General features: G+C 71.1%; 26 protein-coding genes and 1 pseudogene. 14 read left to right on the top strand and 13 right to left on the bottom strand.

Features of this window, described 5'->3' with window-relative positions; translation table 11 throughout:
- Positions 1 to 19: 19 nt before the first annotated feature.
- The gene (gene def / locus ACGFIS_RS11835) at positions 20 to 559 is read right to left on the bottom strand and encodes a peptide deformylase (protein WP_392970529.1); all 540 of its coding nucleotides are present in this window, start codon (positions 557 to 559) and stop codon (positions 20 to 22) included.
- A 442-nt stretch (positions 560 to 1,001) separates the two neighbouring features.
- Here def and ACGFIS_RS11830 point away from each other — a divergent pair, with 442 nt between their 5' ends.
- Positions 1,002 to 1,922, top strand: a complete 921-nt coding sequence (locus ACGFIS_RS11830) for an alpha/beta hydrolase family protein (protein WP_392970526.1) — start codon at positions 1,002 to 1,004, stop codon at positions 1,920 to 1,922.
- A 101-nt stretch (positions 1,923 to 2,023) separates the two neighbouring features.
- Here the strand turns inward: ACGFIS_RS11830 and ACGFIS_RS11825 are convergent, their stop codons facing one another.
- A complete protein-coding gene (locus ACGFIS_RS11825) occupies positions 2,024 to 3,250 on the bottom strand; it encodes a PucR family transcriptional regulator (protein ID WP_392970523.1) in 1,227 nt (408 codons plus the stop codon).
- Positions 3,251 to 3,805: 555 nt separating this feature from the next.
- Here ACGFIS_RS11825 and ACGFIS_RS11820 point away from each other — a divergent pair.
- Both ACGFIS_RS11820 and ACGFIS_RS11815 read left to right on the top strand, forming a co-directional pair.
- Positions 3,806 to 4,063 (top strand): hypothetical protein, encoded by a 258-nt coding sequence (locus tag ACGFIS_RS11820; protein WP_392912855.1) that lies wholly within the window; start codon positions 3,806 to 3,808, stop codon positions 4,061 to 4,063.
- Between the two features lie 9 nt (positions 4,064 to 4,072).
- Positions 4,073 to 4,873, top strand: a complete 801-nt coding sequence (locus tag ACGFIS_RS11815) for a hypothetical protein (RefSeq protein WP_392912854.1) — start codon at positions 4,073 to 4,075, stop codon at positions 4,871 to 4,873.
- 62 nt (positions 4,874 to 4,935) lie between these two features.
- Here ACGFIS_RS11815 and ACGFIS_RS11810 read toward each other — a convergent pair whose 3' ends face one another.
- Complete coding sequence (locus ACGFIS_RS11810) at positions 4,936 to 5,133, bottom strand: hypothetical protein (RefSeq protein ID WP_392912853.1); 198 nt, start codon at positions 5,131 to 5,133, stop codon at positions 4,936 to 4,938.
- 85 nt (positions 5,134 to 5,218) lie between these two features.
- Between ACGFIS_RS11810 and ACGFIS_RS11805 the strand changes: the two genes are divergently transcribed.
- A complete protein-coding gene (locus tag ACGFIS_RS11805; RefSeq protein WP_392912852.1) occupies positions 5,219 to 5,581 on the top strand; it encodes a hypothetical protein in 363 nt (120 codons plus the stop codon).
- A gap of 18 nt (positions 5,582 to 5,599) precedes the next feature.
- Here the strand turns inward: ACGFIS_RS11805 and ACGFIS_RS11800 are convergent, their stop codons facing one another.
- Entirely contained in the window at positions 5,600 to 6,844 is a 1,245-nt protein-coding gene (locus tag ACGFIS_RS11800; protein ID WP_392912851.1) for an MFS transporter, read from the bottom strand.
- Positions 6,845 to 6,959: 115 nt separating this feature from the next.
- Between ACGFIS_RS11800 and ACGFIS_RS11795 the strand changes: the two genes are divergently transcribed.
- Positions 6,960 to 7,355, top strand: coding sequence for a DUF488 domain-containing protein (locus ACGFIS_RS11795; RefSeq protein ID WP_392912850.1), 396 nt, complete (start codon positions 6,960 to 6,962; stop codon positions 7,353 to 7,355).
- Positions 7,356 to 7,362: 7 nt separating this feature from the next.
- Here the strand turns inward: ACGFIS_RS11795 and ACGFIS_RS11790 are convergent.
- Positions 7,363 to 8,123: pseudogene (locus ACGFIS_RS11790) on the bottom strand (RNA-guided endonuclease TnpB family protein); the annotation flags it as partial.
- Between the two features lie 259 nt (positions 8,124 to 8,382).
- Between ACGFIS_RS11790 and gdhA the strand changes: the two are divergent.
- Positions 8,383 to 9,759, top strand: coding sequence for an NADP-specific glutamate dehydrogenase (gene gdhA / locus ACGFIS_RS11785; protein ID WP_392970520.1), 1,377 nt, complete (start codon positions 8,383 to 8,385; stop codon positions 9,757 to 9,759).
- Between the two features lie 172 nt (positions 9,760 to 9,931).
- Positions 9,932 to 11,026: an STM4015 family protein gene (locus tag ACGFIS_RS11780; RefSeq protein ID WP_392970518.1), complete on the top strand. Its 1,095-nt coding sequence runs from the start codon at positions 9,932 to 9,934 to the stop codon at positions 11,024 to 11,026.
- A 370-nt stretch (positions 11,027 to 11,396) separates the two neighbouring features.
- Here the strand turns inward: ACGFIS_RS11780 and ACGFIS_RS11775 are convergent, their stop codons facing one another.
- Positions 11,397 to 11,687, bottom strand: a complete 291-nt coding sequence (locus ACGFIS_RS11775) for a hypothetical protein (protein ID WP_392912846.1) — start codon at positions 11,685 to 11,687, stop codon at positions 11,397 to 11,399.
- Positions 11,688 to 11,737: 50 nt separating this feature from the next.
- Here ACGFIS_RS11775 and ACGFIS_RS11770 point away from each other — a divergent pair, with 50 nt between their 5' ends.
- The 6 genes from ACGFIS_RS11770 to ACGFIS_RS11745 all read left to right on the top strand — a co-directional run bounded on the left by ACGFIS_RS11770 (position 11,738) and on the right by ACGFIS_RS11745 (position 17,207).
- Entirely contained in the window at positions 11,738 to 12,625 is an 888-nt protein-coding gene (locus ACGFIS_RS11770) for a Scr1 family TA system antitoxin-like transcriptional regulator (protein ID WP_392970515.1), read from the top strand.
- Positions 12,609 to 12,794, top strand: coding sequence for a DUF397 domain-containing protein (locus tag ACGFIS_RS11765; protein ID WP_392912844.1), 186 nt, complete (start codon positions 12,609 to 12,611; stop codon positions 12,792 to 12,794). Before ACGFIS_RS11770 ends, ACGFIS_RS11765 begins: the two co-directional genes overlap by 17 nt.
- 17 nt (positions 12,795 to 12,811) lie before the next feature.
- Positions 12,812 to 13,009: a hypothetical protein gene (locus tag ACGFIS_RS11760; protein ID WP_392912843.1), complete on the top strand. Its 198-nt coding sequence runs from the start codon at positions 12,812 to 12,814 to the stop codon at positions 13,007 to 13,009.
- 110 nt (positions 13,010 to 13,119) lie between these two features.
- Positions 13,120 to 14,118, top strand: a complete 999-nt coding sequence (locus ACGFIS_RS11755; protein WP_392912842.1) for a TIGR01777 family oxidoreductase — start codon at positions 13,120 to 13,122, stop codon at positions 14,116 to 14,118.
- A 40-nt stretch (positions 14,119 to 14,158) separates the two neighbouring features.
- Positions 14,159 to 16,672, top strand: coding sequence for an ATP-dependent Clp protease ATP-binding subunit (locus tag ACGFIS_RS11750; RefSeq protein ID WP_392970512.1), 2,514 nt, complete (start codon positions 14,159 to 14,161; stop codon positions 16,670 to 16,672).
- Between the two features lie 97 nt (positions 16,673 to 16,769).
- On the top strand, positions 16,770 to 17,207 hold the full coding sequence (locus ACGFIS_RS11745) for a protein-tyrosine phosphatase family protein (RefSeq protein ID WP_392970509.1): 438 nt from the start codon (positions 16,770 to 16,772) through the stop codon (positions 17,205 to 17,207).
- Between the two features lie 63 nt (positions 17,208 to 17,270).
- On the opposite strand, the gene ACGFIS_RS11740 is transcribed toward ACGFIS_RS11745, so the two are convergent.
- The 5 genes from ACGFIS_RS11740 to ACGFIS_RS11720 all read right to left on the bottom strand — a co-directional run bounded on the left by ACGFIS_RS11740 (position 17,271) and on the right by ACGFIS_RS11720 (position 22,998).
- Positions 17,271 to 18,875, bottom strand: a complete 1,605-nt coding sequence (locus ACGFIS_RS11740; protein WP_392912839.1) for a GMC family oxidoreductase — start codon at positions 18,873 to 18,875, stop codon at positions 17,271 to 17,273.
- A gap of 183 nt (positions 18,876 to 19,058) precedes the next feature.
- On the bottom strand, positions 19,059 to 19,814 hold the full coding sequence (locus ACGFIS_RS11735; protein ID WP_392912838.1) for a TIGR03943 family putative permease subunit: 756 nt from the start codon (positions 19,812 to 19,814) through the stop codon (positions 19,059 to 19,061).
- A complete protein-coding gene (locus ACGFIS_RS11730) occupies positions 19,811 to 20,851 on the bottom strand; it encodes a permease (RefSeq protein WP_392912837.1) in 1,041 nt (346 codons plus the stop codon). The genes ACGFIS_RS11735 and ACGFIS_RS11730 overlap by 4 nt, the downstream gene beginning before the upstream one ends.
- A 73-nt stretch (positions 20,852 to 20,924) precedes the next feature.
- Positions 20,925 to 22,400 carry a DEAD/DEAH box helicase gene (locus ACGFIS_RS11725; RefSeq protein ID WP_392970506.1) on the bottom strand — a complete coding sequence of 492 codons (1,476 nt, stop codon included), beginning with the start codon at positions 22,398 to 22,400 and terminating at the stop codon, positions 20,925 to 20,927.
- 394 nt (positions 22,401 to 22,794) lie between these two features.
- On the bottom strand, positions 22,795 to 22,998 hold the full coding sequence (locus ACGFIS_RS11720) for a cold-shock protein (RefSeq protein WP_024936225.1): 204 nt from the start codon (positions 22,996 to 22,998) through the stop codon (positions 22,795 to 22,797).
- Positions 22,999 to 23,254: 256 nt separating this feature from the next.
- Between ACGFIS_RS11720 and ACGFIS_RS11715 the strand changes: the two genes are divergently transcribed.
- On the top strand, positions 23,255 to 23,482 hold the full coding sequence (locus tag ACGFIS_RS11715; protein WP_392912835.1) for a hypothetical protein: 228 nt from the start codon (positions 23,255 to 23,257) through the stop codon (positions 23,480 to 23,482).
- A 151-nt stretch (positions 23,483 to 23,633) separates the two neighbouring features.
- Here ACGFIS_RS11715 and ACGFIS_RS11710 read toward each other — a convergent pair whose 3' ends face one another.
- Complete coding sequence (locus ACGFIS_RS11710) at positions 23,634 to 24,254, bottom strand: GAF domain-containing protein (RefSeq protein ID WP_392912834.1); 621 nt, start codon at positions 24,252 to 24,254, stop codon at positions 23,634 to 23,636.
- A 41-nt stretch (positions 24,255 to 24,295) separates the two neighbouring features.
- On the bottom strand, positions 24,296 to 24,682 hold the full coding sequence (locus ACGFIS_RS11705) for an STAS domain-containing protein (RefSeq protein WP_392912833.1): 387 nt from the start codon (positions 24,680 to 24,682) through the stop codon (positions 24,296 to 24,298).
- Between the last annotated feature and the right edge of the window lie 53 nt (positions 24,683 to 24,735).

Raw genomic sequence — 24,735 nt, 5'->3', positions numbered from 1 at the left:
CGTCAACCGGGGCAGGGCGTCAACCGGGCAGGGCGTCGGCTTCCGCGCGGAGGGCCTCGAACTCCTTCAAGACCTTCTTGCGTGAACGGGCGGACAGCCGGTCGATGTAGAGCCTGCCCTCAAGGTGGTCGGTCTCGTGCTGGAGACAGCGGGCCAGCAGGCCCGTCCCCGCCACGGTGACCTGCCCTCCGGTGACGTCGAAGCCGTGAACGACCGCACGGTCGGGACGTGCCAGACGTGCGTGCGGGCCCGGTACGGAAAGGCAACCCTCTTCGTCGTCGTCCAGGCGGCGGTTCTCCAACACCGGAAGCTCCAGGACGGGATTCACGACGGCCCCCTTGTGCCGCTCACCATCCTCGTCTGGGCAGTCGTAGACGAAGACGCACAGGTCCACACCGATCTGGTTCGCGGCCAGGCCGACACCGTCCGCCTCGTACATGCTGGCGAACATGTCGTCGGCCAGTTCCCTCAGTGCCGGGCCGAACTCCTCGACGGGCCGGCAGGGCCGATGCAGGACCGGCGTCCCCACCAGCGTGATCGGTCGCACCAGTCCCGCCATCGCCCGCACCCCTCCAAGCCCGCCACGTCCTTACCCCCAAGGATGGAGCAAATATCGATCCGCCGCCCGCCCAGATGCGGAGCGTGTTCCGTTCGTCGCATACCGTGGCCCGCTCGTCGACGCGGGAGGTTCGAAGCCTCGATGCCGTCGCACCCGGCTCGCTACCTTCGACGCATCCGCTGAACGGCCGGCGCGAGTCGCTTCGGGGGGAGCGGCCGGTGGTTGTGTGCGCCGGGGCCGACACAGCGGAACGGGGGGAGAGGGGTCACTTCGGGGGAAGTGGCCCCTCCGTCCGTTCCGGGGACGTTTGTAAGTTGACTATAAGGCTGCCGCGAAAAAGGCGTCGGCATATCAGAAGTAAATGCCGGCCGGGCGTCCCAGAATCCTTGGAACCGCGAATTCCACGTCCATCGCGGTTCGGCTAGTGAAGGGTACGCCCCCGATGAACGAACATTTGGCGCATGCGTTCCGAGTGCTCCCCGCAGCCGCCGTGCTCGCCGCGGGCACCGTCCTGTCCGCCGGCGGCGCGGCAGCCGCCCACGCCGCCGCCCCCGAACGTCCCGCGGCGATTCAGCTCGCCGCCAATCCGTATGAGCGCGGCCCCGCGCCGACGGAAGAGAGCATCACGGCGGAAAAGGGTCCGTTCGACATCGAGAAGATCGATGTTCCGGCGGGCAGCGGAGAGGGCTTCAACCAGGGCACGATCTACGCGCCGACCGACCTGGGCGAGGGTACCTTCGGCGCCATCGCCGTATCGCCCGGCTTCGTCTCCCCCGAGGCTTGGATCAGCTGGTACGGCCCGCGCCTGGCGTCCCAGGGGTTCGTGGTCATGACCCTGGAGACCAACAGCCTCCTCGACGTGCCCGCCGCCCGCGGTGAGCAGCTCCTCGCCGCGCTCGACTACCTGACCGGCGACAGCAAGGTGAAGGACCGCATCGACGCGTCCCGCCTCGCCGTCATGGGCCATTCGATGGGCGGCGGCGGGACGCTGGAGGCCGCCGACGAACGCGCGTCACTGCAGGCGGCGATTCCGCTCGCGCCCTGGAACACCGACTACGACTGGGCGAACGTCCGGGTCCCCACGATGATCATGGCGGCGGACAACGACTTCATCGCCCCGGCGGGCGCGATGGCGGAGTCGTATTTCAACGGCCTTACCGCCGCACCCGAAAAGGCGTATCTGGAATTGCGGAACGCCGGGCACATGACGTTCAACTCGCCGCACACCACCATCGCGAAGTACGGCATCGCGTGGATGAAGCGGTTCGTCGACGATGACGTCCGCTACGAGCGGTTCCTCTGCCCGGCGCCGGCGCCGGGCGACGGCATCGCCAAGTACACGGGCACCTGCCCCACCGGCTGACTCGCACCGGCTGACTCCCGCCGGTTCCGGGAACGGTGGTGACGACCGGCATGAGGTCGTCACCACCGTTCTCCCGTGCGCTCCCGCGAGCCGGCGGGAGCTTACGGGTCGCCGGGGGACAGGCGCCGGTCGCCCGAATCGAGCCGGACCAGGTAGTGCAGGAGGAGCAGCAACTCGATGCGGCGGCCCGGGTCGAGCAGGACGCCGCCGAGCATCTCCTCAAGGCGCCGGATCCGGTACCGGACGGTCTGCTCGTGCACCATGAGCCGTTCCGCGGCCGCCACCGCGTTGTCGCGGCTCTCCATGTAGGTCAGCAGCGTCCGCGACAGCGCGTCCCGCCGGTGCGGCGGCAGCCGCATCAGCGGCGCCAGCCGGGAGCTCAGCGCGACGTCGATCAGCTCCTCGCTCTGCGCCGCCACCAGGCTCGGCAGATGGTCGAGGCAGCGCAGCGGCTCCTTGCCGGGCAGCACGCCCCGCTCGGCCAGCGCCAGCCCGCGCCGGGCCCAGCGCAGCGACAGCGCGGCGCGGGCCGGCGGGACGGTCGGCCCGATCGCCGCCGCCCGCGTCCCCTTGATCGCGGCGAGCAGCCGGTCCTGCCCGGGGCCGTCCGGGTCGGGGCAGATCAGGTACGGCCCGGGGGCGTGCCAGTCGACGAGAAGCGAGGGCGGCAGCACCGGGACGTCCCGCGCCGGGTCCGGGGCGACCGCGACGACGGCGAGGGTCTTCGGCGCCGGCCAGCCCGCCGCCCGCGCAAGTTCCCCGATCGCCTCGGCGCTGGCCGGCGGATCCATGACCAGCAGGTCGCGGAGCCGCCACCGGAACCGCTCCCGCTCGCCCGCCAGCTCGCCCTGCGCCTGCGCGTAGCCCTGGCCGGCCGCGCTGGCGATGCGTTCCAGATACACGAACAGCGACTCGGTGATCTTGCCGAGGGTGTCCAGCGACCAGCCGAGGCGCCGCGCGTCCTTGATGAACCGCCGGCAGGCGACCTGCCCGCTGACGCGGATCGCCGACTGCAGGCCGTCCAGGCTGCGCCCCTTGCGGGCCTCGTGCGCGCCGATCCCCTCGAAGATGGCGGTGACGGGCGCCCACTCCATGTCGGGCCGGCCGATCGCGTCGACGAACTGCCGGACGCTCTCCTGCACGGCCCAGCGCATCCGGCGGCCGTAGCGGCTCTCCGGCGGCCGCGCGTACTCGGGCACCAGCGACTGGATCTCCTGGATCATCTCCACCGCCGCCGCCTCCAGATGGGGGTGCATCGGATCGGCGAACTCCACCGGCACATCGGAAAGCGGGAAGTCCGAGGCAGGGGACGGGCTGGTCCGGCTCATGGGCGCCCTCCTGGAACACCGGCCCCCGAACGTTCTGGACGTCGTCCCGGGGGTCACCCCAGCCCCCCGGATACCGTTCCTTCAGGCTCGGTTGTAAGGACGCCCCACGATAGATGCGGGACGGAAGGTTCGGCGCCGCCCGATTATCAACCGGCTGACAGTCTCCGCCCGTCCCCTTCCCCCCCGGCACACGGCGGCTCCGGCACCCGGACGGCCGGCGGTCGACACCGTCCTCGGCCGTGGGCGCGTCGCCGAGCGCGGCGCGCGGCGAACTTCTCGCGCTCGGCGGCCGTCACGCCGCGATCGTCTCCCGCGACGAGACGCTCACCGTCGCCTGAAAAGCGATCTCCATCGCCGGGCCCAACCGGAATTCTTCGTAAAGGAATTCCCGGCCCCGTCCAAACGGCATTGCCGACCGGCCAATGGAGAGAAGATCAGCGGACGGTGCCGGGACGTTTCCGGCGTAACGCCAAAGGTGTTCACGAACGGACCGCGCCGCGAAAATTTGACCCGGCGGAAGTCGACTTCCAGGCCCGGCTGCGAAATGGTCTCCCCATGTATTCACGAATTCGAGCCGCCCGGACGTCCGGGCCCACCGGATGGCTCCTGGCCTTCCTCGGCGCACGCGAGCAGACGATGCGCACCCACACCGGACTCGCCGCCGGCCCCGCGGAATGGCTCTTGGTCTTCCTGGAGGTCGAGCGCGCCGAACTCGCCTCCCGGCAGCGTCCCGAGCGTCCCGCGCCCATGCTGTCGCGGCGTGGCAGGCCCGAGGAGTCCCCGTTCGGCCGGCTGACCGCCCGCAGCGCGTAGAGGAAGGTCATGACCATCGAGATGCTTCTCGCCGCCCTGATCGGCGGCGCGATCGGCCTCGCCGAACTCGTCGCGCGCTACCGCGACAAGCCGGTCGCCGCCCTGATGTCACCGGGCGGGCTGCTGTTCGTCTTCGTCAACGCCAGCGCCGCGATCGTCGCGCTGATCGCGGTGACCGCCTCCGGCTGGACGTTCGGGCTGCCCGTCACCACGCCTCCGGCGAGCCTCGCGGTGATTCAGGTGATCACCGCCGGGGTCGGCTCCGCGGCCCTCCTGCGCATGTCGTTCGGCCCCGCCCAGAGCAGGTCGAGCGGCACCGGCCCCATCGCCCTCCTCAACGGCATCCTCCGGATCGCCGACGGCGAACTGGAACGCAAACGCGCGCTCAGCCGGCTGTCGCACAACGACCTGTCGGGCCTGTCGTTCGAACGCGACCACGCCGCCCTCGCCGAACTGTGCTGCCACCTCATGCGCGAGTTCGACCTGGCGGAGGCGCAGCGGCTCGGCGGGCTCGCCGCCGAACTCAGCCACCGCGACGACCTCACCGACGCCGACAAGCTCGACTGCTGGGGACTGGAGTTGACCCGTCTCGTCGGCGAGCGCGCCCTCCGGCAGGCCGCGCGGCGGTTGCGGGACCGTCCGCGTGAGGAGCCCCGCCCCGCCGCGCCCGAGGAACGTCCGGCCTCCCCGGTGCCCGACACCGAGTACGGCACGGAGACCGTCCCGCCCCGCCCGCCCATCGCCAAGACCTCCCGCCTCGCCGCGAGCACCAACGGCAGGACGGAACGCAAGTCGTTCAGCGATGCCTGAAACCCCGTGAAATACCGGTGTGCCCCCGGCGGGTGCACCGGTATTTTGCTGACTCCCCCGCGCTATTTCGGCCGGACGGGCATTGGCGGGACGATTTCGGAGGCGCCCTGTTCCTCCAGGGCCGCGGCGATGCGGTGCAGCGCCTCCGCCATCGAGATCATCGCCTGCACCTGGGCGGCCGCCATGAGGTTCTGCGGCGAGGGATCGGCGGCCTGTGCCTCCGCGGCCGCATCACAGGCCTGCTGGCTCCACCAATGCACGCGGCGATCCTATTCGAGTCGCCGAATGCGTCACCTGCCGCCGCGCCGCATATTACGCAGACCGAAAAGGAAAGGATTCGAAACCGTGAACACCGAACCGCGCGCCGCGCCGCCCGCCGGCCGCCCGGATCCCGCGCTTCCGTGCTGGGCCGTGAAGCCGGTGCGGCAGCTGACCGCCGGCGAGCTCGCTGAGGCCCTCGGATACCTCGAACGGCACCGTCCCGACGACGACGTCCTCGGCCGCGCCCTGGCCGGCGAGTTCGCCCGCCGCACCGCCGCCGCCGAGTTCGCCCACCGAACCGCCGCCGGCCGCGCTGATCCCACCGGCCGAGGGGACCCGGCGGGCCCGGAGGACGTGACCGGCCGCGGGGACTCGACCGGCCCCGTCGGCCCACCGTGGACGCCCTCGGCTCCGGAGCCAGGTGGTGCCCGTCGCCCCCGTCCGTGACCACGCCCCGCGGCCGGCTCAGCCGCTCGCCGCCGCCTTCATCGCGGGCCCACCGGCGTTCTCCGGCGCCCGGGAGGTTCTGCGCATCAGCAGCGGGACGCACAGGAAGACGGACGTCCCCATGACGACGAAGTACGGCGTGGTCCCGGCGTCCAGCAGGAAACCGCCGGCGAACGGGCCGAGGAAGAACCCGAGCTGACGGACCTCCGACAGGCCGAAGTAGGCCCCCTTGTGCTCGTCGGACGCCATCTCGTGGACGGCCATGTCCGGCATCGGCAGCAGGACGCCCTCGCCGATCGTCCAGAACACGATCCCGGCGTACAGCCACGCCAGGCTCCAGGGGCTCGCCCAGAAGCACGCGAACGCGACCGTGAAGTTCACCGCGCCCAGCGTGATCATGGTGTTGCGGCCGAGCCTGCCCGACACCCGGTCGATCGGCACCTGCAACGCCAGGGCGAGGACGGCGTTGGTGATGAACAACACGGCGAAGTAGGCCTCGGTGCTGTCGCCGTACTGGCCTTTCATGTACAGCGGGAGCATCGACTCCAGCTGTGAGAAGACGAAGAAGACCACGATCCCACCGGCGACGACCGCGAGGAGCCGCCGGTCCCGCAGGACCGCCCCGGCCGACTCCCGCGCCGACGGCGAGGACGCCCCGCCCTCGCCCGCGGGTGGCTGGAGCGCCACCAGATCACGGTTCCGCACCAGCACCAGCACCAGGTAGGACGCGTAGAAGACGGCCGGGACGGCGAAGAACGCCACCGGGCCGACGTGGTAGAGCGCACCGCCGATCGCGGGCCCGACGATGGCGCCCGTGCACAGCGTCATGTACCGCACCCGGAACATGCGGCCCTCGTCGTCCGCCGCATGCGACAGCAGCTTCTTCGCGCCCGGCTCCACCATCAGCCGCGCCCCGCCCAGCAGCAGGAACAGCACGATGATCGCCGCGGCTCCGCGGACCGAGGCCAGCAGCCCGTACACGGCGACGTAGCCGGCCAGCCCGACCCGCATGAGCGGCACCGCGCCGAGCCGGTCGACGATCATCCCGCCGAGCAGCCCCCCGAACGCGGCGGTGAGCGCGACGGCCCCGACGACGGCGCCGACCGCGGGCTTGCCCAGGCTCGTGTGCTCGGTCAGGTACAGCGGCGCGAACGGCATCGCCGCGAAGAAGGCGAGCGAGTTCAGCAGCGCGCCCCCTTCGAGAAGCCGCTGCGCCGGAGTGAGCCGCCACAGCGGCACCCGTGCCTCGCCCGCGTCCGCCACCCCCGGGACGTTAGACGCCGGCACCGACAAAACCCCGGCACCGGCGGGGTTCCGCCGGTGGGCCGGCGGGCTGGCGGACGTGCGGCCGTGGGTATAGACGGGGCTGGGAGGAATCATGGAGGTACGACTGCGCAGGGTGTACGACCCGGTCTCGTCCGACGACGGCAAGCGGATCCTGGTCGACCGGGTGTGGCCGCGGGGTTTGTCGAAGGAGAAGGCGCACCTGGACGAGTGGGAGAAGGACGTCGCCCCGTCGACCGGGCTTCGCAAGTGGTACGGCCACGACGTCGACCGGTTCGAGGAGTTCACCCGCCGCTATGAGGCGGAGCTGGACGACCCCGAACATGCGGCCGCCTTCGACCGCCTGCGGGAAACCGCGGGTCAGGGGCCCGTCACCCTGCTGACCGCGACCAAGGACATCGACCACAGCCAGGCCGCCGTCCTGGCGTCCCGGCTGCGCGACGGCGGCTCTCGCAAGAACTGCCAGGTGACTCCTCCCCTCCCTGAATGAAGGAGTTTCATCCCTCGCGGGATTGAGGTTCCTGCTTCAACGGGCCGTGCCCCCCGGAGTTCTCCGGGGCTGGCCTTACCAGCCCTCCACAGGCGTTTTATCTGTCCGCCAGCCCGGCGGCCAGAATGTTCTTTGCCGCGTTCACGTCCCGATCGTGGACGGTGCCGCATCGCGGGCACGCCCACGACCGTACGTTCAGCAGCATCTTGTCGCGCATATGGCCGCACCCGGGCGCAGAGCACAGCTTCGAGGACGGAAACCACCGGTCGACCAGCAGCAGATCCCGCCCGTACCAGCCGGACTTGTACTCCAGCATGCTCCGCAACCGCGACCATGACGCATCGCTGATCGCCCGCGCCACAGAGTGGTTCTTGAGCATGTTACGCACGGTCAGGTCCTCGATGGCCAGCGCTTGGTTTTCGCGTACCAGCCTCGTGGACAGCTTGTGCAGGTGATCACGACGCCGGTCGGCGATCCGGGCGTGGATCCGCGCCACCCGTGCCCTGGCCTTGTCCCGGTTCGCCGACCCTCTCTCCTTGCGGGACAAGTCCTTGTGGGCCTTGGCCAGCTTCAACTCTCCGCCGCGGAAGGTGAAGGCGTTGTTCTGGAAATTCGCAGACCTGCGCGACTTGCGCTTGGACTTGAAGCGGGGTACCCAGACCGTTGGGCGAAGAAGTTGGTGAAGGCGTTTTGCTGCACGCGCAGGCACTGCTGGAGCGGGACGTTGGACACCTCGCGCAGGAACGCCAACTCGGGGTCCTGCTTCCAGGCGCTTCATGGCCTTCGACTCCGCCGACGGCAGCGTCAAGACGACCTACCACTTCGCGTGGAAGAAGTGCCCGGGCCGCTGACGTCCCGTCCCGCCGGGCCGCGCTCTCACCCAGGGAGGGCGCGGCCCGGTTCTCGTCCGCAAGCGCCGCGCGGCCCCGGATCGGCGCCACAGCGGCCCGGACCTGCGAAGGGCCCCGTCACAGGCGGTGAAGAACACGTTTTAGAGTGGAGGGGACTTCGAGGAAGGGATCCCCACATGCCGTTGGCCCCCCGCCTGCCGGCCCCACCCGAGACGTTGTCGTCCCTAGAGGAGACCTATGACAGGGTGCTGCGCCGCGACCCGGGCGAGGCGGAGTTCCATCAGGCCGTCCACGAGGTGCTGGAGACCCTCGGGCCGGTGCTGGCGGCGCGTCCCGGCCTCGCCGCCGCCAAGCTGGTAGAGCGCCTCGTCGAGCCGGAACGCCAGATCATGTTCCGGGTCCCCTGGCACGACGACCAGGGCCGCGTCCACGTCAACCGCGGTTTCCGCGTCGAGTACAACGGCGCGCTCGGCCCCTACAAGGGCGGCCTCCGCTTCCACCCCACCGTGAACCTCGGGATCGTGAAGTTCCTCGGCTTCGAGCAGGTCTTCAAGAACGCGCTGACCGGGCTCGGCATCGGCGGCGGCAAGGGCGGCAGCGACTTCGACCCGCACGGACGCTCGGACGAGGAGGTCATGCGGTTCTGCCAGTCGTTCATGACCGAGCTGTACCGGCACGTCGGCGAGCACACCGACGTCCCCGCCGGTGACATCGGCGTCGGAACCCGCGAGATCGGCTACCTGTTCGGCCAGTACCGCCGCGTCACCAACCGGTGGGAGGCGGGGATGCTCACCGGCAAGGGCATGCTGTGGGGCGGGTCCGCGGGCCGGACGGAGGCGACCGGCTACGGCAACGTGCTGTTCACGGCCGAGATGCTCAGGCGGCGCGGCGAGGACCTGGACGGCCAGCAGATCGTGGTGTCCGGATCCGGGAACGTGGCCATCTACACGGTCGAGAAGGCGCAGCAGCTCGGCGCCAACGTGGTCACCGTGTCCGACTCCGGCGGCTACGTGGTGGACGAGAAGGGCATCGACCTCGACCTCCTCAAGCACGTCAAGGAGGTCGACCGCGGCCGCGTCTCCGACTACGCCGACCTGCGCGGCGGCTCGGCCCGCTACGTACCCGGCGGCTGCGTATGGGACGTACCCGCCGACATCGCGCTGCCGTCCGCGACGCAGAACGAGCTGGACGCCGCCGCCGCGAGGACCCTCGTCCGCAACGGCGTGAAGGCCGTCTCGGAGGGCGCGAACATGCCCACGACGCCCGAGGCCGTCCACATCTTCCAGCAGGCCGACGTCGCGTTCGGGCCGGGCAAGGCCGCCAACGCCGGCGGCGTCGCGGTCAGCGCGCTGGAGATGCGCCAGAACGCGTCCCGCGCGTCCTGGACGTTCTCCCGCGTCGAGGAGGAACTGGCCGGGATCATGATCGGCATCCACGACAACTGCTACGAGACCGCGGAGCGCTACGGCGCCCCCGGCGACTACGTCGTCGGCGCCAACATCGCGGGCTTCGAACTCGTCGCCGACGCGATGCTCGCCCAGGGCCTCATCTAACCCGCCCGGGGCCTCGCCCGGCCCGGCGGAACGGCCGCCTTCAACGGCGAAGGCGCCGGCATCGTCGTCCCCGGCCCCAGGGGCCGTTGTCGTCCGGTGGGATGTCGGGCTCGCGCTGTACCTTGATCGGCACTGTCGTCGATCGGCACCTGTCGTCGCGAGGAGCCCGCGCATGCCGAACCGCAACCACCTCCCTGAGTTCGCGGGGCTGCGAACCTTCGATTTCCCCTCACGCGAGGAGCTCGGCACGCGGCTTGCCCGCGCCGGGTACGAGGCGGAGGAGCGGGGCCTTCCCAAGCCCGACGCGCTTCCGCCGGACGAAGCGTTCATGGCGGCGAAGGCCGAGCCGGGCGCGTTCGCGTGGCGGCTGCGGCTGATGCCCTTCGGGGATGAGGAGGACTTCCGGACCTACCTCGGCCGTTTCATCGCCGAGATCGACACCGCCGCCGTCACCGCGCTGATCATCGGGAACTGCTGGGATCCCGGTCCGGCCAACGACCACGTGGACGCCGTCCGCGACGCTCTGACCGAGCACGCCGGGGCGTTCCCCGCGCTGCGCGCCCTGTTCTTCGGTGAGGTCACCCGTGAGGAGGCCGACAGGTACTCCTGGATCGCGCAGGCCGATGTCTCACCGCTTCTGGCCGCCTTTCCCCGAGTACGCGAATTCGTCGTTCGAGGGGCCGACGAGATGACGTTCGGAGGGAGTTGGGGGACGTTCACGCTCGCCTGGAACGTGCCCCGGCACGAAGAACTGCGACGCCTGACGTTCCAGACCCATCGGCTCGATCCGGTGGTGGTGCGCGGCGTCCTCTCCTCGGACCTTCCGGCGCTGGAGCACCTGGAGTTGTTCCTCGGCTCGGCGGACGGTGACGGCGCCTCCCCGGAGGACCTGGCTCCGCTGCTCGCGGGCGCGGCCTTCCCGTCCCTGACGTCCCTCGGTCTGCGCAACGGGCAGGACACCGACGCGCTGGTCGCCGCCATGGCCGATGCCCCCGTCACGGGCCGCCTGTCCGTCCTCGACCTTTCGCTGGGCACCCTCACCGACAAGGGCGCCCAGATTCTGCTCGACACTCCGGCGTTCCTCGACCTGGACCGCCTCGATCTGCATCACCACCACATGTCGGAGGAGATGACCGAGCAGATCCGCAGCCGGTTCACCGAGGCCGGAGTCGCCATCGACGTCGGCGGGCGCCAGGAGCTCGAAGAGTACGAGGACGACGAGTACGAGTACGAGGAAGAGCCGATCTATCCGGCGATCGTCGACTGAGTATCGCCCCGCCCACAGAGGAAAGAGGAGGGCCCCGGTGATGCCATGCTCCACAGGGGTGTCACCGGGGCCCCGTCGCCCACTCGCGATCTGAACTACATGGACCACCCTCCTCCTTTAGCGACGTTGGAACGGCGGGTGCGGGACGGTGGCAAGGAATGCCGTGCCGCCGAAGTTCGGGCCGGACGGGCCGGACGGGCCGGAGAGCGCCGGGGAGCGGGAACGGCGAGACGAGCACGGTTCCGGCGGTGGGTTCCGCGATGGTGAATCCAGGGCCAGATCAGCCAGGTCAGGCCGAACCCGAACAGCATGCAGACCGCGCCGTAGATCAGCAGCCAGACCAGGACCGCTCCGAATTCCGGCTGCATGATCACCCCTGGCGCGACCATGTCGGCGCCGGGTCCGGGCTCGCGTTCAGTTCTCCGGCCGCTTCGTCTTGACGTTCCATGGCCGCCTCCAACGCCTCCAGCGTCGAGGCGCGGATCGTGTCCGCCAAACCGGAGTCGATCTGCCTGCGCGTCAGCGGTCGCCGGAGGTGGACCGTCCAAAGGCCGGTCCTTCCGGCCAGGTACGGCGCGGCCCAGCGTCCGGCCGGCGGCTCCCCGACCGCCGGCAATGGCTCGAATGCGTCGATCTTGTTTCCCTGTGACGTCGCGCTCATCGGATTCACCTTCGCTGCGATTGCGGCTTCTGACTCCCAGGTTGACGCCCGTGACATATCGTGGCTACACAATCACGTGGTACTTCGCGATATACCAACCGTGGAGGATCGCAAATGCCCCCTCTGTCCCAATTGACCCCCGCCAGAGCATGCGCGCCCAACTCGCGTACACGCTGCGCCTGATGCGCGAAGCCCGGAACATGAGCCAGAACGACCTCGCGAAGGAGCTCTATACGACTCGCGAGTCCATCGCGGCCTACGAAGGCAGGCGGAACCATCCCGACGAAGACTTCTGCATGAAGCTGGACAAGTTCTTCGACACCGGCGAGATGTTCCAGGGCCTCTGGTACCACGCCCAACGAGAACACCTCAACGAGTGGTTCGAGGTGTATATCAGCCATGAAAACGAGTCGACTGAGATACGCACGTTCCAACCGCTCTACATCCCTGGCCTACTCCAGACCGAGGGCTACATGCGGGCCACCACACCCCCGGGGCGGATGGATGAGGATTTCATCGCACAGCGCCTGTCACGACGGGACATCCTTACTCGGGACAGGAATCTGCCCCACCTCTTCGTCGTCCTCGACCACGCTGCCATTCTCCGCCGGTGGCCTGACGGGAACGTTATGCGGGAGCAGCTTCAGTACCTGCTCGACGTTGGAGCGATGCCTCATATACATATACAGGCAGTCCAGATTACCGATGGGTGGCACGCTGGACTCGATGGTGCGATGGTGCTCCTCAACAAGGCTGACCAAGGCCGCGTGGGGTATGTGGAAGCACAATTCGGTGGCAGACTGATCGAAGACCCGGGCGAGATCGTTCGGCTGGCGCTTCGGTTCGACGAGATCAGATGCCATGCGCTGCCCGAAGAGGCCACCCGGGGCCTGATCCGGAAGACGATGGAGATGATGCGGGATGATTCATTGGCGTAAGAGCAGCCACAGCCAAGGCGGCCAAGGCGAGTGCGTCGAGGTCTCGACCAATACCTCCGCTCCGCTGATCCGGGATTCGAAGGACCCGGAGGGGCCGCGGCTGGCTCTCGTGCCAGGCGCGTTGGCGGTTCTGGTCGGCCAGATCAAGGCCGGGAACCTCGACCTGTAGCGCTTGTGTTGAGGACGGTGCGGGATGATTCAACGGCAGGCGACGAGCTCGAACCGTTCGAGGACCTCGATGACCGGCAGCGCGACGTCGTCCGGGCGCTCGCCGGCCTGCCCCCGGACGCGTGGGACGACGCGGTGATCGAGTCCATGCTCCAGTCATGGGGCGTCCCCGACGACCTGGCCGGCCTGCGGGGCTACCTCACCGACGCCGGGTAGCCGCCGACGCGGACACCTGCTCGAATCCCGTGATGCGGGAGTGGCGCACCTCTCTTTGAACGTGTTCAGTTCTCGGGTTTAGGCTGTTCGCACAGGCGAGGGGTGAGGCGATGAAGATCGTGATTCCCGGTGGGACCGGGCAGGTGGGCACGATTCTGGATCGCGCCCTGACGGCGGCGGGCCACGAGGTCGTGGTCGTGACCAGGAGGCCGGTGCGCGAACGCGAGGTCGGCTGGGACGGCCGGACGCTGGGCCCCTGGGCGGAGGTCATCGACGGCAGCGACGTGGTGATCAACCTGGCCGGCCGCAGCGTCAGCTGCCGTTACACGCCGGCCAACCTGCAGGCCATGATGGATTCGCGGGTGCAGTCCACCGAGGTCGTGGGTGAGGCGATCGCGGGCGCCGCGCGGCCTCCGCGGGTCTGGCTGCAGATGAGCACCGCGACCGTCTACGCCCACCGCTTCGACGCCCCCAACGACGAGGCGACCGGTGTGATCGGCGGCGCCGAACCCGGCGTCCCGGGGTACTGGGCCTACAGCGTCAAGATCGCCGAGAACTGGGAGCGGGCGCAGGAGCGGGCCGCGACCCCGTCCACCCGCAAGGTCGCCCTGCGCGCCGCCATGGTCATGAGCCCGGACCGCGGCGGCGTCTTCGACGTTCTTTTGCGGCTGGCGCGGCTCGGCCTCGGCGGACCCGTCGCGGGAGGGGCGCAGTACGTGTCCTGGATCCACGACCGGGACTTCGTCCGCGCGATCGAGTTCCTGGTCGAACGGGACGACATCGCCGGGCCGGTGAACCTCGCCGCGCCGGGCCCCCTTCCGCAGCGCGAGTTCATGCGGGCGCTGCGTGCGGCGTGGGGCGTCCCGGTGGGCCTGCCCGCGACCGCCTGGATGGCGGAACTCGGGGCGCTGGCGATGCGCTCGGACACCGAACTCCTGCTGAAAAGCCGCCGCGTCGTCCCCGGCCGCCTCCTCGAAGCGGGCTTCGCCTTCGACCATCCCCAATGGCCGTCGGCCGCCGGCGACCTCGCCGGCCGCTCGCGACGCGGCGAGCGCTTCCTCCGGGCGGCCGGGCCGGCGGGTTTCCGGGAGTCGTCCACGGGCACGTGATTGACCGTTGCCGAGACGGCTTGTGCAGGGGGGATCTGAGATGACCTCGGGGTGGTACGGATCGGGCGGCATGGACCCGTTCGAGGAGATGCTCGCCCGCTTCTTCGGGGCGCGGGCGCACCGCCGCCCGATGGAGCGGATCAGCATCGCCCGGCTGATGAGCGAGCCCGCGCGCGAGCTGGTGCGGGACGCGGCGACGCAGGCGGCGCAGTGGGGGAGCGTCGACCTGGACACCGATCACCTGCTGTGGGCGGCGACGCGGCAGCAGGGCACCCGGCACTGGCTGGAACGGGCCGGCGCCGACCCCGACAAGATCAAGAACGAGATCGAGGAAGCCGCCCGGCGGGGCGAGCCGCGGGACGTGCCGCCCGAGCTGACACCGTCGGCGAAGCGCGCCCTGCTGGATTCGCACCAGGTTTCGCGCGCGTTGGGGTCGTCCTACATCGGGCCTGAGCACCTGCTTTTCGCGCTGGCCCTCGACCGCGCCTCCGGTGCCGGGCGGATCCTGGACGCCGAGCACGTGACGCCCGACACGCTGCAGTCGGCGGCGGGCGGCGGCGGCCAGCACCCTCCGGGCGGGCAGGGCGGCGGCGGGCAGGCGACCGGCACCCCGACGCTGGACGAGTTCGGCCGCGACCTGACCGCGCTGGCGCGGGAGGGCCGCATCGACCCGGTGATCGGGCGCGAGGACGAGATCGAGGAGACCGTCGAGGTCCTGTCGCGGCGCACCAAGAACAACCCGGTGCTGATCGGCGACCCGGGCGTCGGGAAGACGGCGATCGCCGAGGGGCTCGCGCAGCGGATCGTGGACGACGGCCTCCCGGAGACGCTGCGCGGCAAGCGGATCGTCCAGCTCGACCTCGGCGGCGTCGTCGCCGGAACCCGCTACCGCGGCGACTTCGAGGAGCGGCTGAAGAAGGTCGTGGACGAGATCCGCGAGCACGCCGACGAGCTGATCGTGTTCATCGACGAGATCCACACGATCGTGGGCGCGGGCGGCGGCGAGGGCGCGATGTCGGCGGGCAACATGCTGAAGCCCGCGCTGGCGCGCGGTGAGCTGCACGTGGTCGGCGCGACGACCATCGACGAGTACCGCCGCAACATCGAGAAGGACGCCGCGCTGGAACGCCGGTTCCAGCCGATCCTGGTGCCGGAGCCGAGCGTCGGCGACAGCGTCGAGATCCTGCGCGGCCTCCGCGACCGGTACGAGGCGCACCATTCGGTGCGGTTCAGCGACGAGGCGCTGATCGCGGCCGTGGACCTGTCCAACCGCTATCTGACCGACCGTTTCCTGCCGGACAAGGCGATCGACCTGATCGACCAGGCCGGCGCCAGGGTCCGGCTGCGTTCGGGGACGCGCGACGGCGGCCGCCGCGAGCTGGAGGAACGGCTCGACCGGCGGCGCCGGGAGAAGGACCAGGCCGTCGCCGACGAGGACTACGAGAAGGCGTCCGAGCTCCGCGACGAGATCGTCCGGCTGGAGAAGGACCTCGTGACGACGCGGGACGACGGCGGGCCCACGACGGTCCCCGAGGTGACGACGGACGACATCGCCGAGGTCGTCTCCCGGATCTCCGGCGTCCCCGTCACGCAGCTCACCCAGGCCGAACGCGAGCGGCTGACCCGGCTCGAAGAGCATCTGCACGGCCGGGTGATCGGGCAGGACGACGCGGTCGCCGCGGTGGCGCGGGCCGTCCGCCGGTCCCGTGCGGGCATGGGCGACCCGGACCGCCCGATCGGCGGGTTCCTGTTCCTCGGCCCGACCGGCGTCGGCAAGACCGAGCTGGCCAAGGCGCTCGCCGAGGCGCTGTTCGGCAGCCGCGACCGCCTGGTCAGGTTCGACATGAGCGAGTTCCAGGAGCGGCACACGGTGAGCCGGCTGATGGGCGCGCCGCCCGGATACGTCGGGTACGAGGAGGCCGGGCAGCTCACCGACGCGGTCCGCAGGCAGCCGTACTCGGTGATCCTGCTGGACGAGATCGAGAAGGCGCACCAGGACGTCTTCAACGTCCTCCTGCAGCTTCTCGACGACGGCCGCCTCACCGACGCGCAGGGCCGCACCGTCGACTTCCGCAACACCGTGGTCATCATGACCAGCAACCTCGGCTCCGAGCTGATCACCGGCCGGACCGAGATCGGTTTCGGGACGCCCGGCGGGGAGGGCTCCGCGCTCAGCGACCGGATCATGCGCCGGCTGCGCGAGGCGTTCCGGCCCGAGTTCCTCAACCGGATCGACGAGATCATCGTGTTCCAGCGACTGGAGGCGGGCCAGCTCCGCCAGATCACCGACCTGCTGCTGGACGAGACGCGCCGCCGCCTCCGCGCGCAGGATGTGGACGTCACCTTCACCACCGAGGCGGTCGACTGGCTCGCCGAGCGCGGCCACCAGCCCGAGTTCGGCGCCCGCCCGCTGCGCCGCACCATCCAGCGGGAGGTCGACGACCAGCTGTCCGACCTGCTGCTCGCCGGTGATCTGCGGCACGGCGGCCACGTCGACGTCTCCGCCGCGGACGGCGGCCTGGAGTTCCACGTCACCACCGAGGAGACGGTGTAAAGGATCACGGGGTAAAGGATCACGGGGTAAAGGATCACGGGGTAAAGGATCACGGGGTAAAGGATCAAGGAGCCTGCGGCGGGATACAGTTCCCCTCGTGACCGCCCCCCTCACCGGCTCCCTGCGACTCCCGGACGGCACCTGGGTCCGGGGACGCGGCCTGCGCAAACCGGCGCCGGACGGCCCGGTCCCCGACTTCGGCCTCTACCTGGGCTCCCGTCGTCTCCGCCGGCGCAACGAACCGGATTTGAGCTGGTCCACCGCGTGGATCGACTGGCCCGACTTCCTGCTTCCCCGCGACCGGGACGAGGCCGTCCGGCAGGTCCGCGCGCTGCACGAGCGGGCCCGGTCCGGTGCGTCGGTCGAGGTCGCCTGCGGAGGCGGCGTCGGACGCACCGGAACGGTCATCGCCTGCCTGGCCGTCCTGTCCGGCGTGGACCCGTCCGAGGCCGTCGCCTGGGCCCGCGAACACCACCACCCCAAAGCCGTCGAAACCCCATGGCAACGCCGCTGGGTGACCGGATTCCCGGCCTGACCGGACCCGCCGGCCCGGGATCCCCCGGCCCGGGATCCGCCGGGCCGGACCCGCCGGGCGGGGTCAGTCGCCGAGGATGAGCTTCGCGGCGTGTTCGCCGATCATCATGCTCGGGGCGGCGGTGTTCCCCCCGGTGATGCTCGGCATGATCGAGGCGTCGGCGACGCGCAGGCCCTCGATGCCGCGGACGCGCAGCGCGGGATCGACCACGGCGCGTTCGTCCGCGCCCATCCGGCAGCTGCCGACCGGGTGGTAGACGGTCGTCGCCCGGTTCGGGAGTTCCTTCGCCATCGCGGCCCGGTCGGAGAAGTCCGGCCCGGGGGACAGCTCGGCGGTCACCCCGCCGGCGATGCTCTGGGCGGCCATCGTCTCGCGGACGAGTTCGATCCCGTCCAGCAGCAGCCGCGCGTCGTCGGGGTCGCTGAGGTAGCCGGGGTCGATGACCGGCGGGTCGGCCGGGTCGGCGGACGCGAGCCGCACCGTGCCGCGGCTCTTCGGGTAGATCAGCGTCGGCATGATCGTGAGGGCGGGGCGCTTGTCCACCTTGTGGCGCACCGGCGCGTCCTGGTTGGGGAACGGGTACGACCACGGCAGCGCGTGGATCTGCAGGTCGGGGAGGTCGCCGGCCTGCGGGCTGCGGACGAACCCGACCGCCTCGAACACGGTGCGCGCCACCCACGTGCCGCCGCGGGTCCACTCCTTCACCACGCCCGACGCGAAGTACGGGGCGGTGCCGCGGTTGCGCGCGGTCTTCATGATGTAGGTCATCGGCATGAACATGTGGTCGTGGAGGTTGTCGCCGACGGGCAGGTCCGCGTGGACCTCGATGCCGTGCTCCCGGAGATGACCCGCCGGTCCGACCCCGGACAGCATCAGCAGATGCGGTGAACCGAACGCGCCCGCCGCGAGGATCACCTCACGGGTCGCGTTGATCGTTCCGCGTCCCTTCCCGGTGACGACCTCGACGCCCGTGGCGCGCCCGTCGCGCACCACGACGCGTCCCACGGCGGCCTTGGTCAGGATCGTCAGGTTCGGCAGCCCGTGGTCGTCGAGATAGCCGACGGACGAGCTGTAGCGCAGCCCCTCGTGGGCGCTCTGCTGGAAGACGCCCACACCGTCCTGGACCTCGCCGTTGTAGTCGTCGTTCCGCTTCACGCCCGCCGTCTCGGCGAGCGCCTCCATGAACGCCTCGGACGCGGGAGTGACGTCCCGCTGCCGGGTCACCTGGATCGGCCCGCCCGCACCACGCAGGTCGGTCGCGCCGTCCTCCCAGTTCTCCATCCGCTTGAAACTGGGAAGGACGTCGTCGTAGCCCCAGCCGGTGCAGCCGTCCGCCGCCCAGTCGTCGTAGTTCCTGCGGTTGCCGCGCACGAACAGCAGCCCGTTGATCGATCCGGAGCCGCCCAGCACCCGGCCCCGCGTCTGCGGGATCTTCCGGTCGAGCGCGTTCGGCTGCGGGACGCTGTAGAACCCCCAGTCCAGCCGCTTCTTCAGCTGCGGGACGTTGTGGAAGACGGCGATCAGCCCCGGCTTGCGGACGAGCGCCGTCTTGTCGGGGCCACCGGCCTCCACCAGGACGACGTCCGCTCCCGACTCGGCCAGGCGCTTCGCCAGCACGCACCCCGCGCTGCCGGCCCCCACGACGACGTAATCAGCGGTCTGGTCCATGTGATCCCTCTCAGCGTCCGCCGATGGCCGGGCGACCATTCGTGAGGACCCGCGCCTGGCCCGGTCGCCCCGAACAGGCCGACGGTAGAAGCCCTCGGCGGCCCTGCCAAGGGAGGTCCCGGTGACCGGAACCGCGCAGGACTAAGGAACTCGCCGCCCTGCGCGAGCCCTGACGGGCGGCGGTCACTCGTACGGGTTCTCCGGCTTCTTGATCTTCTGCAGGGAGCGGGCGCGGAGCGTCTGCACGACCGTCCTGTCGCGGTCACCGGGGCCGGGCGGCTCCCAGACGCCCACGACCCGGACCCACGAGTCGGCGGGCGGCTGCGGGACGCCGCGAACCTCGACCGGGAACGGGACGGCGTCGCCCGCGCAGCAGGCGATCTTCATCCGGGTGATCTGCCAGCCGCCCTGTCCCTTCGCGGCGGGGGTCACGAACCCCGTCAGCCGGACGGGCACGCCCTGGAAGCTCGCGGGATCGCCGGTCTGGGCCTCGTACGCGCGGCCGATGAACTCGCCCATGGTCATCGCGACGGGCCCGCCGGTGGTGGGCAGCCTGCGGAAACCGTCGTCCGGAGGCACCGGCGGGGGCGCCGCGCGGTCGCCGCCGCGGGCTGCGGTGAACGACCCGAGCGCCGGGGGAGCGATCACGAAGATCGCCAGGACGGGCAGGCCCAGCAGCCACGCCACCCGCGGCCCCCGCGAATGATCGTGCCCGTGTTCATGGCGCCCGTGCTCATGGCTCCCGTGGGCGTCGCCGGCGTCCCGCCATTCGCGGCGCAGCCCGGCGGCGCCCAGCACCAGCAGCGCCACCGCCGCGGCTACCAGCGGATACCGGAAGGCCGGCCGGACGTAGTTGACGTACTCGCCGCTGCCCAGCGTGATCCACAAAACCGCGGCGCCGAGACCGATGAGCAGCAGGTTCTGTGCGGCCCTGCTCACGAGAGCAGCCCTCCCACCAGGACGCTGACCCCGACCGCGAGGCAGAACGTCAGCGGAACGAACCGGACCGCGAAGCGGCGCCCGAAGAAGCCCGTCTGGAGCGCGATCAGCTTCAGGTCCACCATCGGCCCCACCACGAGGAAGGTCAGCCGCGCGGTGGTCGAGAACTGCGAGAGGCTCGCCGCGACGAACGCGTCCGCCTCCGAGCAGATGGACATCAGCACCGCCAGCGTCGCCAGCAGCAGCACCGACACCACCGCATTCCCGGCGGCCGCGGACACCCACCCGGCGGGCACGATCACGTTGATGGTGGCGGCCGCGAAGGCGCCGACCACCAGGAACCCTCCGGCGTGCACGATGTCGTGCCGCATGGCCTGCCGGAACGCCTCCAGCCGCGCACCCGCCCCGTGCGCCTCCGGCCTGGACGGGATTCTGATCCATTCACCTTTGCCCAGCAGCAGCCACGTCCAGCCCGCGAGCACGGCCACCAGCAGGGACGCGACGAACCGTCCCACGACCATCTCGGGTCTGCCCGGGAAGGCGACCGCGGTGGCGACGAGCACGATCGGGTTGATCGCGGGGGCCGCGAGCAGGAAGGTCAGCGCGGCGGCGGGGACGACCCCGCGGGCCATCAGCCCCCCGGCGACCGGCACCGACGCGCATTCGCAGCCCGGCAGCACGGCGCCCATGGCGCCCGCGACCGGCACCGCCGCGCCCGGCCGGCGCGGCAGCACCCGCCGCCACAGCGACGGCGGGACGAACGCGGTGATCGCGGCCGACAGCGCGACCCCGAAGACCAGGAACGGCAGCGCCTGGACGCACACCGCGACGAAGATGGTCGTCCACGCGTCCAGGGCGCGCGCGTCGATGAGGGGCGCCACCCACGTCCGCCCGAGCACCAGCAGCGCCGTCAGCAGGCCGAACGCCCAAGCGGCACGGGTACCGGGCGCTGCGGGCTCGCGGCGCCCCCAGTCCGTGGGAGGAAGCAGATCGTCTTCGGCCGCGCGCAGGCCGACGCGGTCGCTCATGGCCGTCATCGTTGCAGAGTCCGCCGGGCGTTCGCGCCGAGATCCGGCAGGTCACCGCCCGATCAGTACGGGCCGGGTGCCGTCAGGTGTTCTGGGACGGCGTGCGGCGCCGCGGCCTGCGCCCCGGGGCGGCGCGCCCGGCGCCGGCGGACTGCCCCTTCGTGCGGGCGGCGCCCTGGCCGTTCGTGCGGGCGGCGCCCTGGCCGTTCGTGCGGGCGGCGCCCTGGCCGTTCGTGCGGGCGGCGCCCTGGCCGTTCGTGCGGGCGGTGCCCTGTCCGCCGGTGACGGCCTGAGCGTTCCTGCGGGCGGAACCGCGGCCGGAGGAATCGGCCTGGCGCGGCCTGGTGGGGCGGTTGGGGTCCGGGGCGGCGTGGGCGGGCTGCCGGGCGCCGGTGACACGGGCCAGCTCAGGGTCGCCGGCACGCGCGCGCAGGATGTGCGGGGTGATGCGGGCCTGGGCCATCAGGTCGTCCACGTCGCGCCGCTGGTCGGGCAGGACGAGGGTGACCACGGTTCCCGTGCTTCCGGCGCGGGCGGTGCGTCCGCCGCGGTGGAGGTACTCCTTGTGGTCGGCGGGCGGGTCGACGTTGACGACGAGATCGATGTCGTCGATGTGGATGCCCCGGGCCGCGACGTTGGTGGCGACCAGCACGGTGATCTCTTCGCTGCGGAAGCGCTCCAGCGCGCGGTTGCGCTGCGACTGGGTCTTGCCGCCGTGCAGCGCGGCGGCGCGGACGCCGCGGGCCGTCAGCTTACGGACGAGGCGGTCCGCGCCGTGCTTCTTGCCGACGAACATGATCACCCGGTCGTCGCGGGCCGCGATGTGCACGGTCGTCTCGTGCTTGTCGGTGTCGCTGACGTGCAGCAGGTGGTGTTCCATGGTGGTGACCGCGCCGGCCGGCGGGTCGACCGAGTGTGTGACCGGGTCGCTGAGGAACCGGCGGACGAGCTGGTCGATGTTGCGGTCGAGCGTCGCGGAGAACAGCATCCGCTGCCCGCCCTGCGGGGTCTGCTCAAGAAGCCGCGTGACCTGGGGCAGGAAGCCCATGTCGGTCATCTGGTCGGCCTCGTCCAGCACGGTGATCTGAACCTCGCTCAGCCGGCAGTCGCCGCGCTCGATCAGGTCGGCGAGCCGTCCGGGGGTGGCGACCAGGACCTCGGTGCCGCGTTTGAGGGCGTTCGCCTGCCGGGAGATCGGCAGTCCGCCGACCACGGTCGTCAGCCGCAGGCCCACGGCGTCCGCGTACGGGGTGAGCGCACCGGTGACCTGCTGGGCGAGCTCCCGCGTGGGGGCGAGGACCAGGGCCAGGGGACGGTGGGGTTCGGCGCGGCGGCCGGCGATGCGGCTGAGCAGCGCCAGCCCGAAGGCGAGGGTCTTGCCGGAGCCGGTGCGGCCCCGGCCGAGGACGTCGCGTCCGGCGAGGGCGTTCGGCAGGGCCGTGGCCTGGATGGGGAAGGGGGCCGACACGCCTTCGCGGGCCAGGGCCTCCTGGATCGGCGCCGGCATCCGCAGTTCCGCGAACGACTCGATCGGCGGCAGCGGCGGGGTGGCGGTCACCGGGAGCGCGAACTCGGCGCCGGGCCGCTGTCCCTTCGCCGGACGGTGATGACCGGCGGCGGGACGGGACCGGGAAGATCGGCCGCGGGCGGCCGGAGGGGTACTGCGGGGCAATGTGGAGCCTTCCTCGAAGCGGTGCGTGTCGAGGAAGTGCTCCGCTGCGCGGGGCTCGCGGCCTTGGAAGCGGCCTGGCGAAGGATTCTCAAGAACGAACCGGGAAACGTCGTGCGGCGTTCGCGCCGTGCGCCGTGGATAGGAGCGCCGGCCCCGGGACGAACCGCGGCAGCGTGGTGAAGCGTGGCCGCGCGGTGAACCGCGGCCGGGAAAGCGATGCCGTCAGACACCGCACACGGCGGGCGGGCCCGGAAGGGCCTGCCCGCCGTGTCGTGGTCTATCAGGCGGGGACGATGTTCTCCGCCTGCAGGCCCTTCTGGCCCTGCGTGATGTCGAACGACACCTTCTGGCCTTCCTGAAGCTCACGGAAGCCCTGGGCCGCGATGTTGGAGTAGTGAGCGAAGACGTCGGCGCCGCCGCCGTCCTGCTCGATGAAGCCGAAGCCCTTTTCGGCGTTGAACCACTTAACAGTGCCTGTGGCCATGACAGTCTCCTTCTGGGGTCGGTCCCTGTCGCACACCTTGTGCGACGGGGGACGCCGCGATGGCCCATCCGGAAGATCCAGAACAACAAAAATGCGCCTGAGGTAGAACCGGCAGGCGCACACACAATGTCTATGGGAACCGCAACTCCTCACAGACTACCACGTGGTTCGCCGGACGGAACCGGAAACCACGAATTCCGTGCCGACCGTGGGGCCGGGCTCCCCACATGGCTCAGGTGGGCGCATACTGGCAGTAATGAAACCCACAGGACCCGCCAGGCGGCGACATCTGCCCACCAGCCCCTTCAAGCCCCCGCCCGCTGCGCCACCGACGAAGGAGTTCGCCCCTCACGACCAGGTCACCCACGACAAGTACGGGCTCGGACGCGTCGTCGAGGTCGAGGACGGCCGCGCCGTCCTCGTCGACTTCGGGACGCGGAAGGTCCGGATTCTCGCCCCGTACGCGAAGCTCTTCAAACTCTGAAATCCCCACCCGGACCCGTACGAAACCCGCGCGGCCGCGCCCATGTCCGTGAAATCCGGTGAGCGCCGCCGCGCACGGAAAGTCCCCACCGCGCCGGGGCTCACGCCGGCTCGGACAGGTTTCGAACGCCGTCATCCGGCCCCGATTCGCCTCACATCTGCGTGAACCGCGGCGGCGGGCGGAGCGGGCGGACGATGTGCGCGCCGCCGGCGGCGGGATCCGCCGGGGCGGTCGCACGGTGTCCCTCGGCCAGCTCGATCAGCCGGGCCGACATGTCGGCGAACAGGAGCAGCTGGCGGGCGGTGGCCGGGCTGAACGGCTGCGCGCCCGGATGCCCCAGGACGGCGAGCACCCCGCGGGTGTCCTCGCCCGTGTCCAGCGGCAGGATCAGGATCGGCCCGGCGGGCAGGGCGCTGAGCGTCTGGTCGGCGGCGATCCGCGCGGACAGCGCCCGGCGGGAGCTGAACGCCCGGCCGAGCATCGACCGGCCGCGCCGCACCATCAGGCCGCGGATCCGGTCGCCGTCGCTGCCGACCGCGACCTCGATCCGCAGCGTGTTGCCGTCCTCGACGGGCATGGCGATGAACGCCAGCGGCACGCGCGCCATCGTGCGCGCGTGCGTCGCCAGGAGGGTCAGCAGGTCGGGCAGGCGCGTCCCGTTCAGGACCGCCGTCATCAGGTCGAACGACGCCGCGAACCGCGCGTTGTCGTCCGCGCCGCGGGTGACCCCCGGGGGCCCCCACCCGATCGGCGGCAGCTCGTCGCCGGTCATGTCGTCATTCCGTTCTCCTCCTCCGGCCGGGGGCGCCGCGGTCAGGCCGCGGCCGATCGGGTGCCGGTGCGGGGGAGCCGCGCGGCGGTGACGGAGGAGCGGATCGTGAAGACGCGGGCGAGCCCGGTGAGGCGCAGCAGCCTGGCCATCTGCGGGCGCGGGGCGGCGAGGACCACGGTGGTGCCCTTCGGCTCCGTCCGGCGGCGCGCGTCGACGAGCAGGGCCAGGCCCGACGCGTCGCAGAACGTCACGCCCGCCAGGTCGATGACGACGTAGGGCCCGGTGTCCCGCAGCGCGGTGTGCAGGCGTTCACGCAGGGACGGTGTGGACGCGATGTCGAGTTCGCCGGCGATGGCGATGACGGTATGTTCCGCGAACCGTTCTCGGCTCAGCCGGGCCTCGGGGGAGGCGGTGGCGGTGGCGGGCATGCTGGATCTCCGATCCGGAGTGTGTGAGCGCCGGTCGCGGCCGAGGCCGGTCC

The sequence above is a fragment of the Spirillospora sp. NPDC048824 genome (genome assembly GCF_043198455.1).
Taxonomy (GTDB): Bacteria; Actinomycetota; Actinomycetes; order Streptosporangiales; family Streptosporangiaceae; genus Spirillospora.
This window is presented reverse-complemented; position numbering and strand designations above follow the sequence as displayed.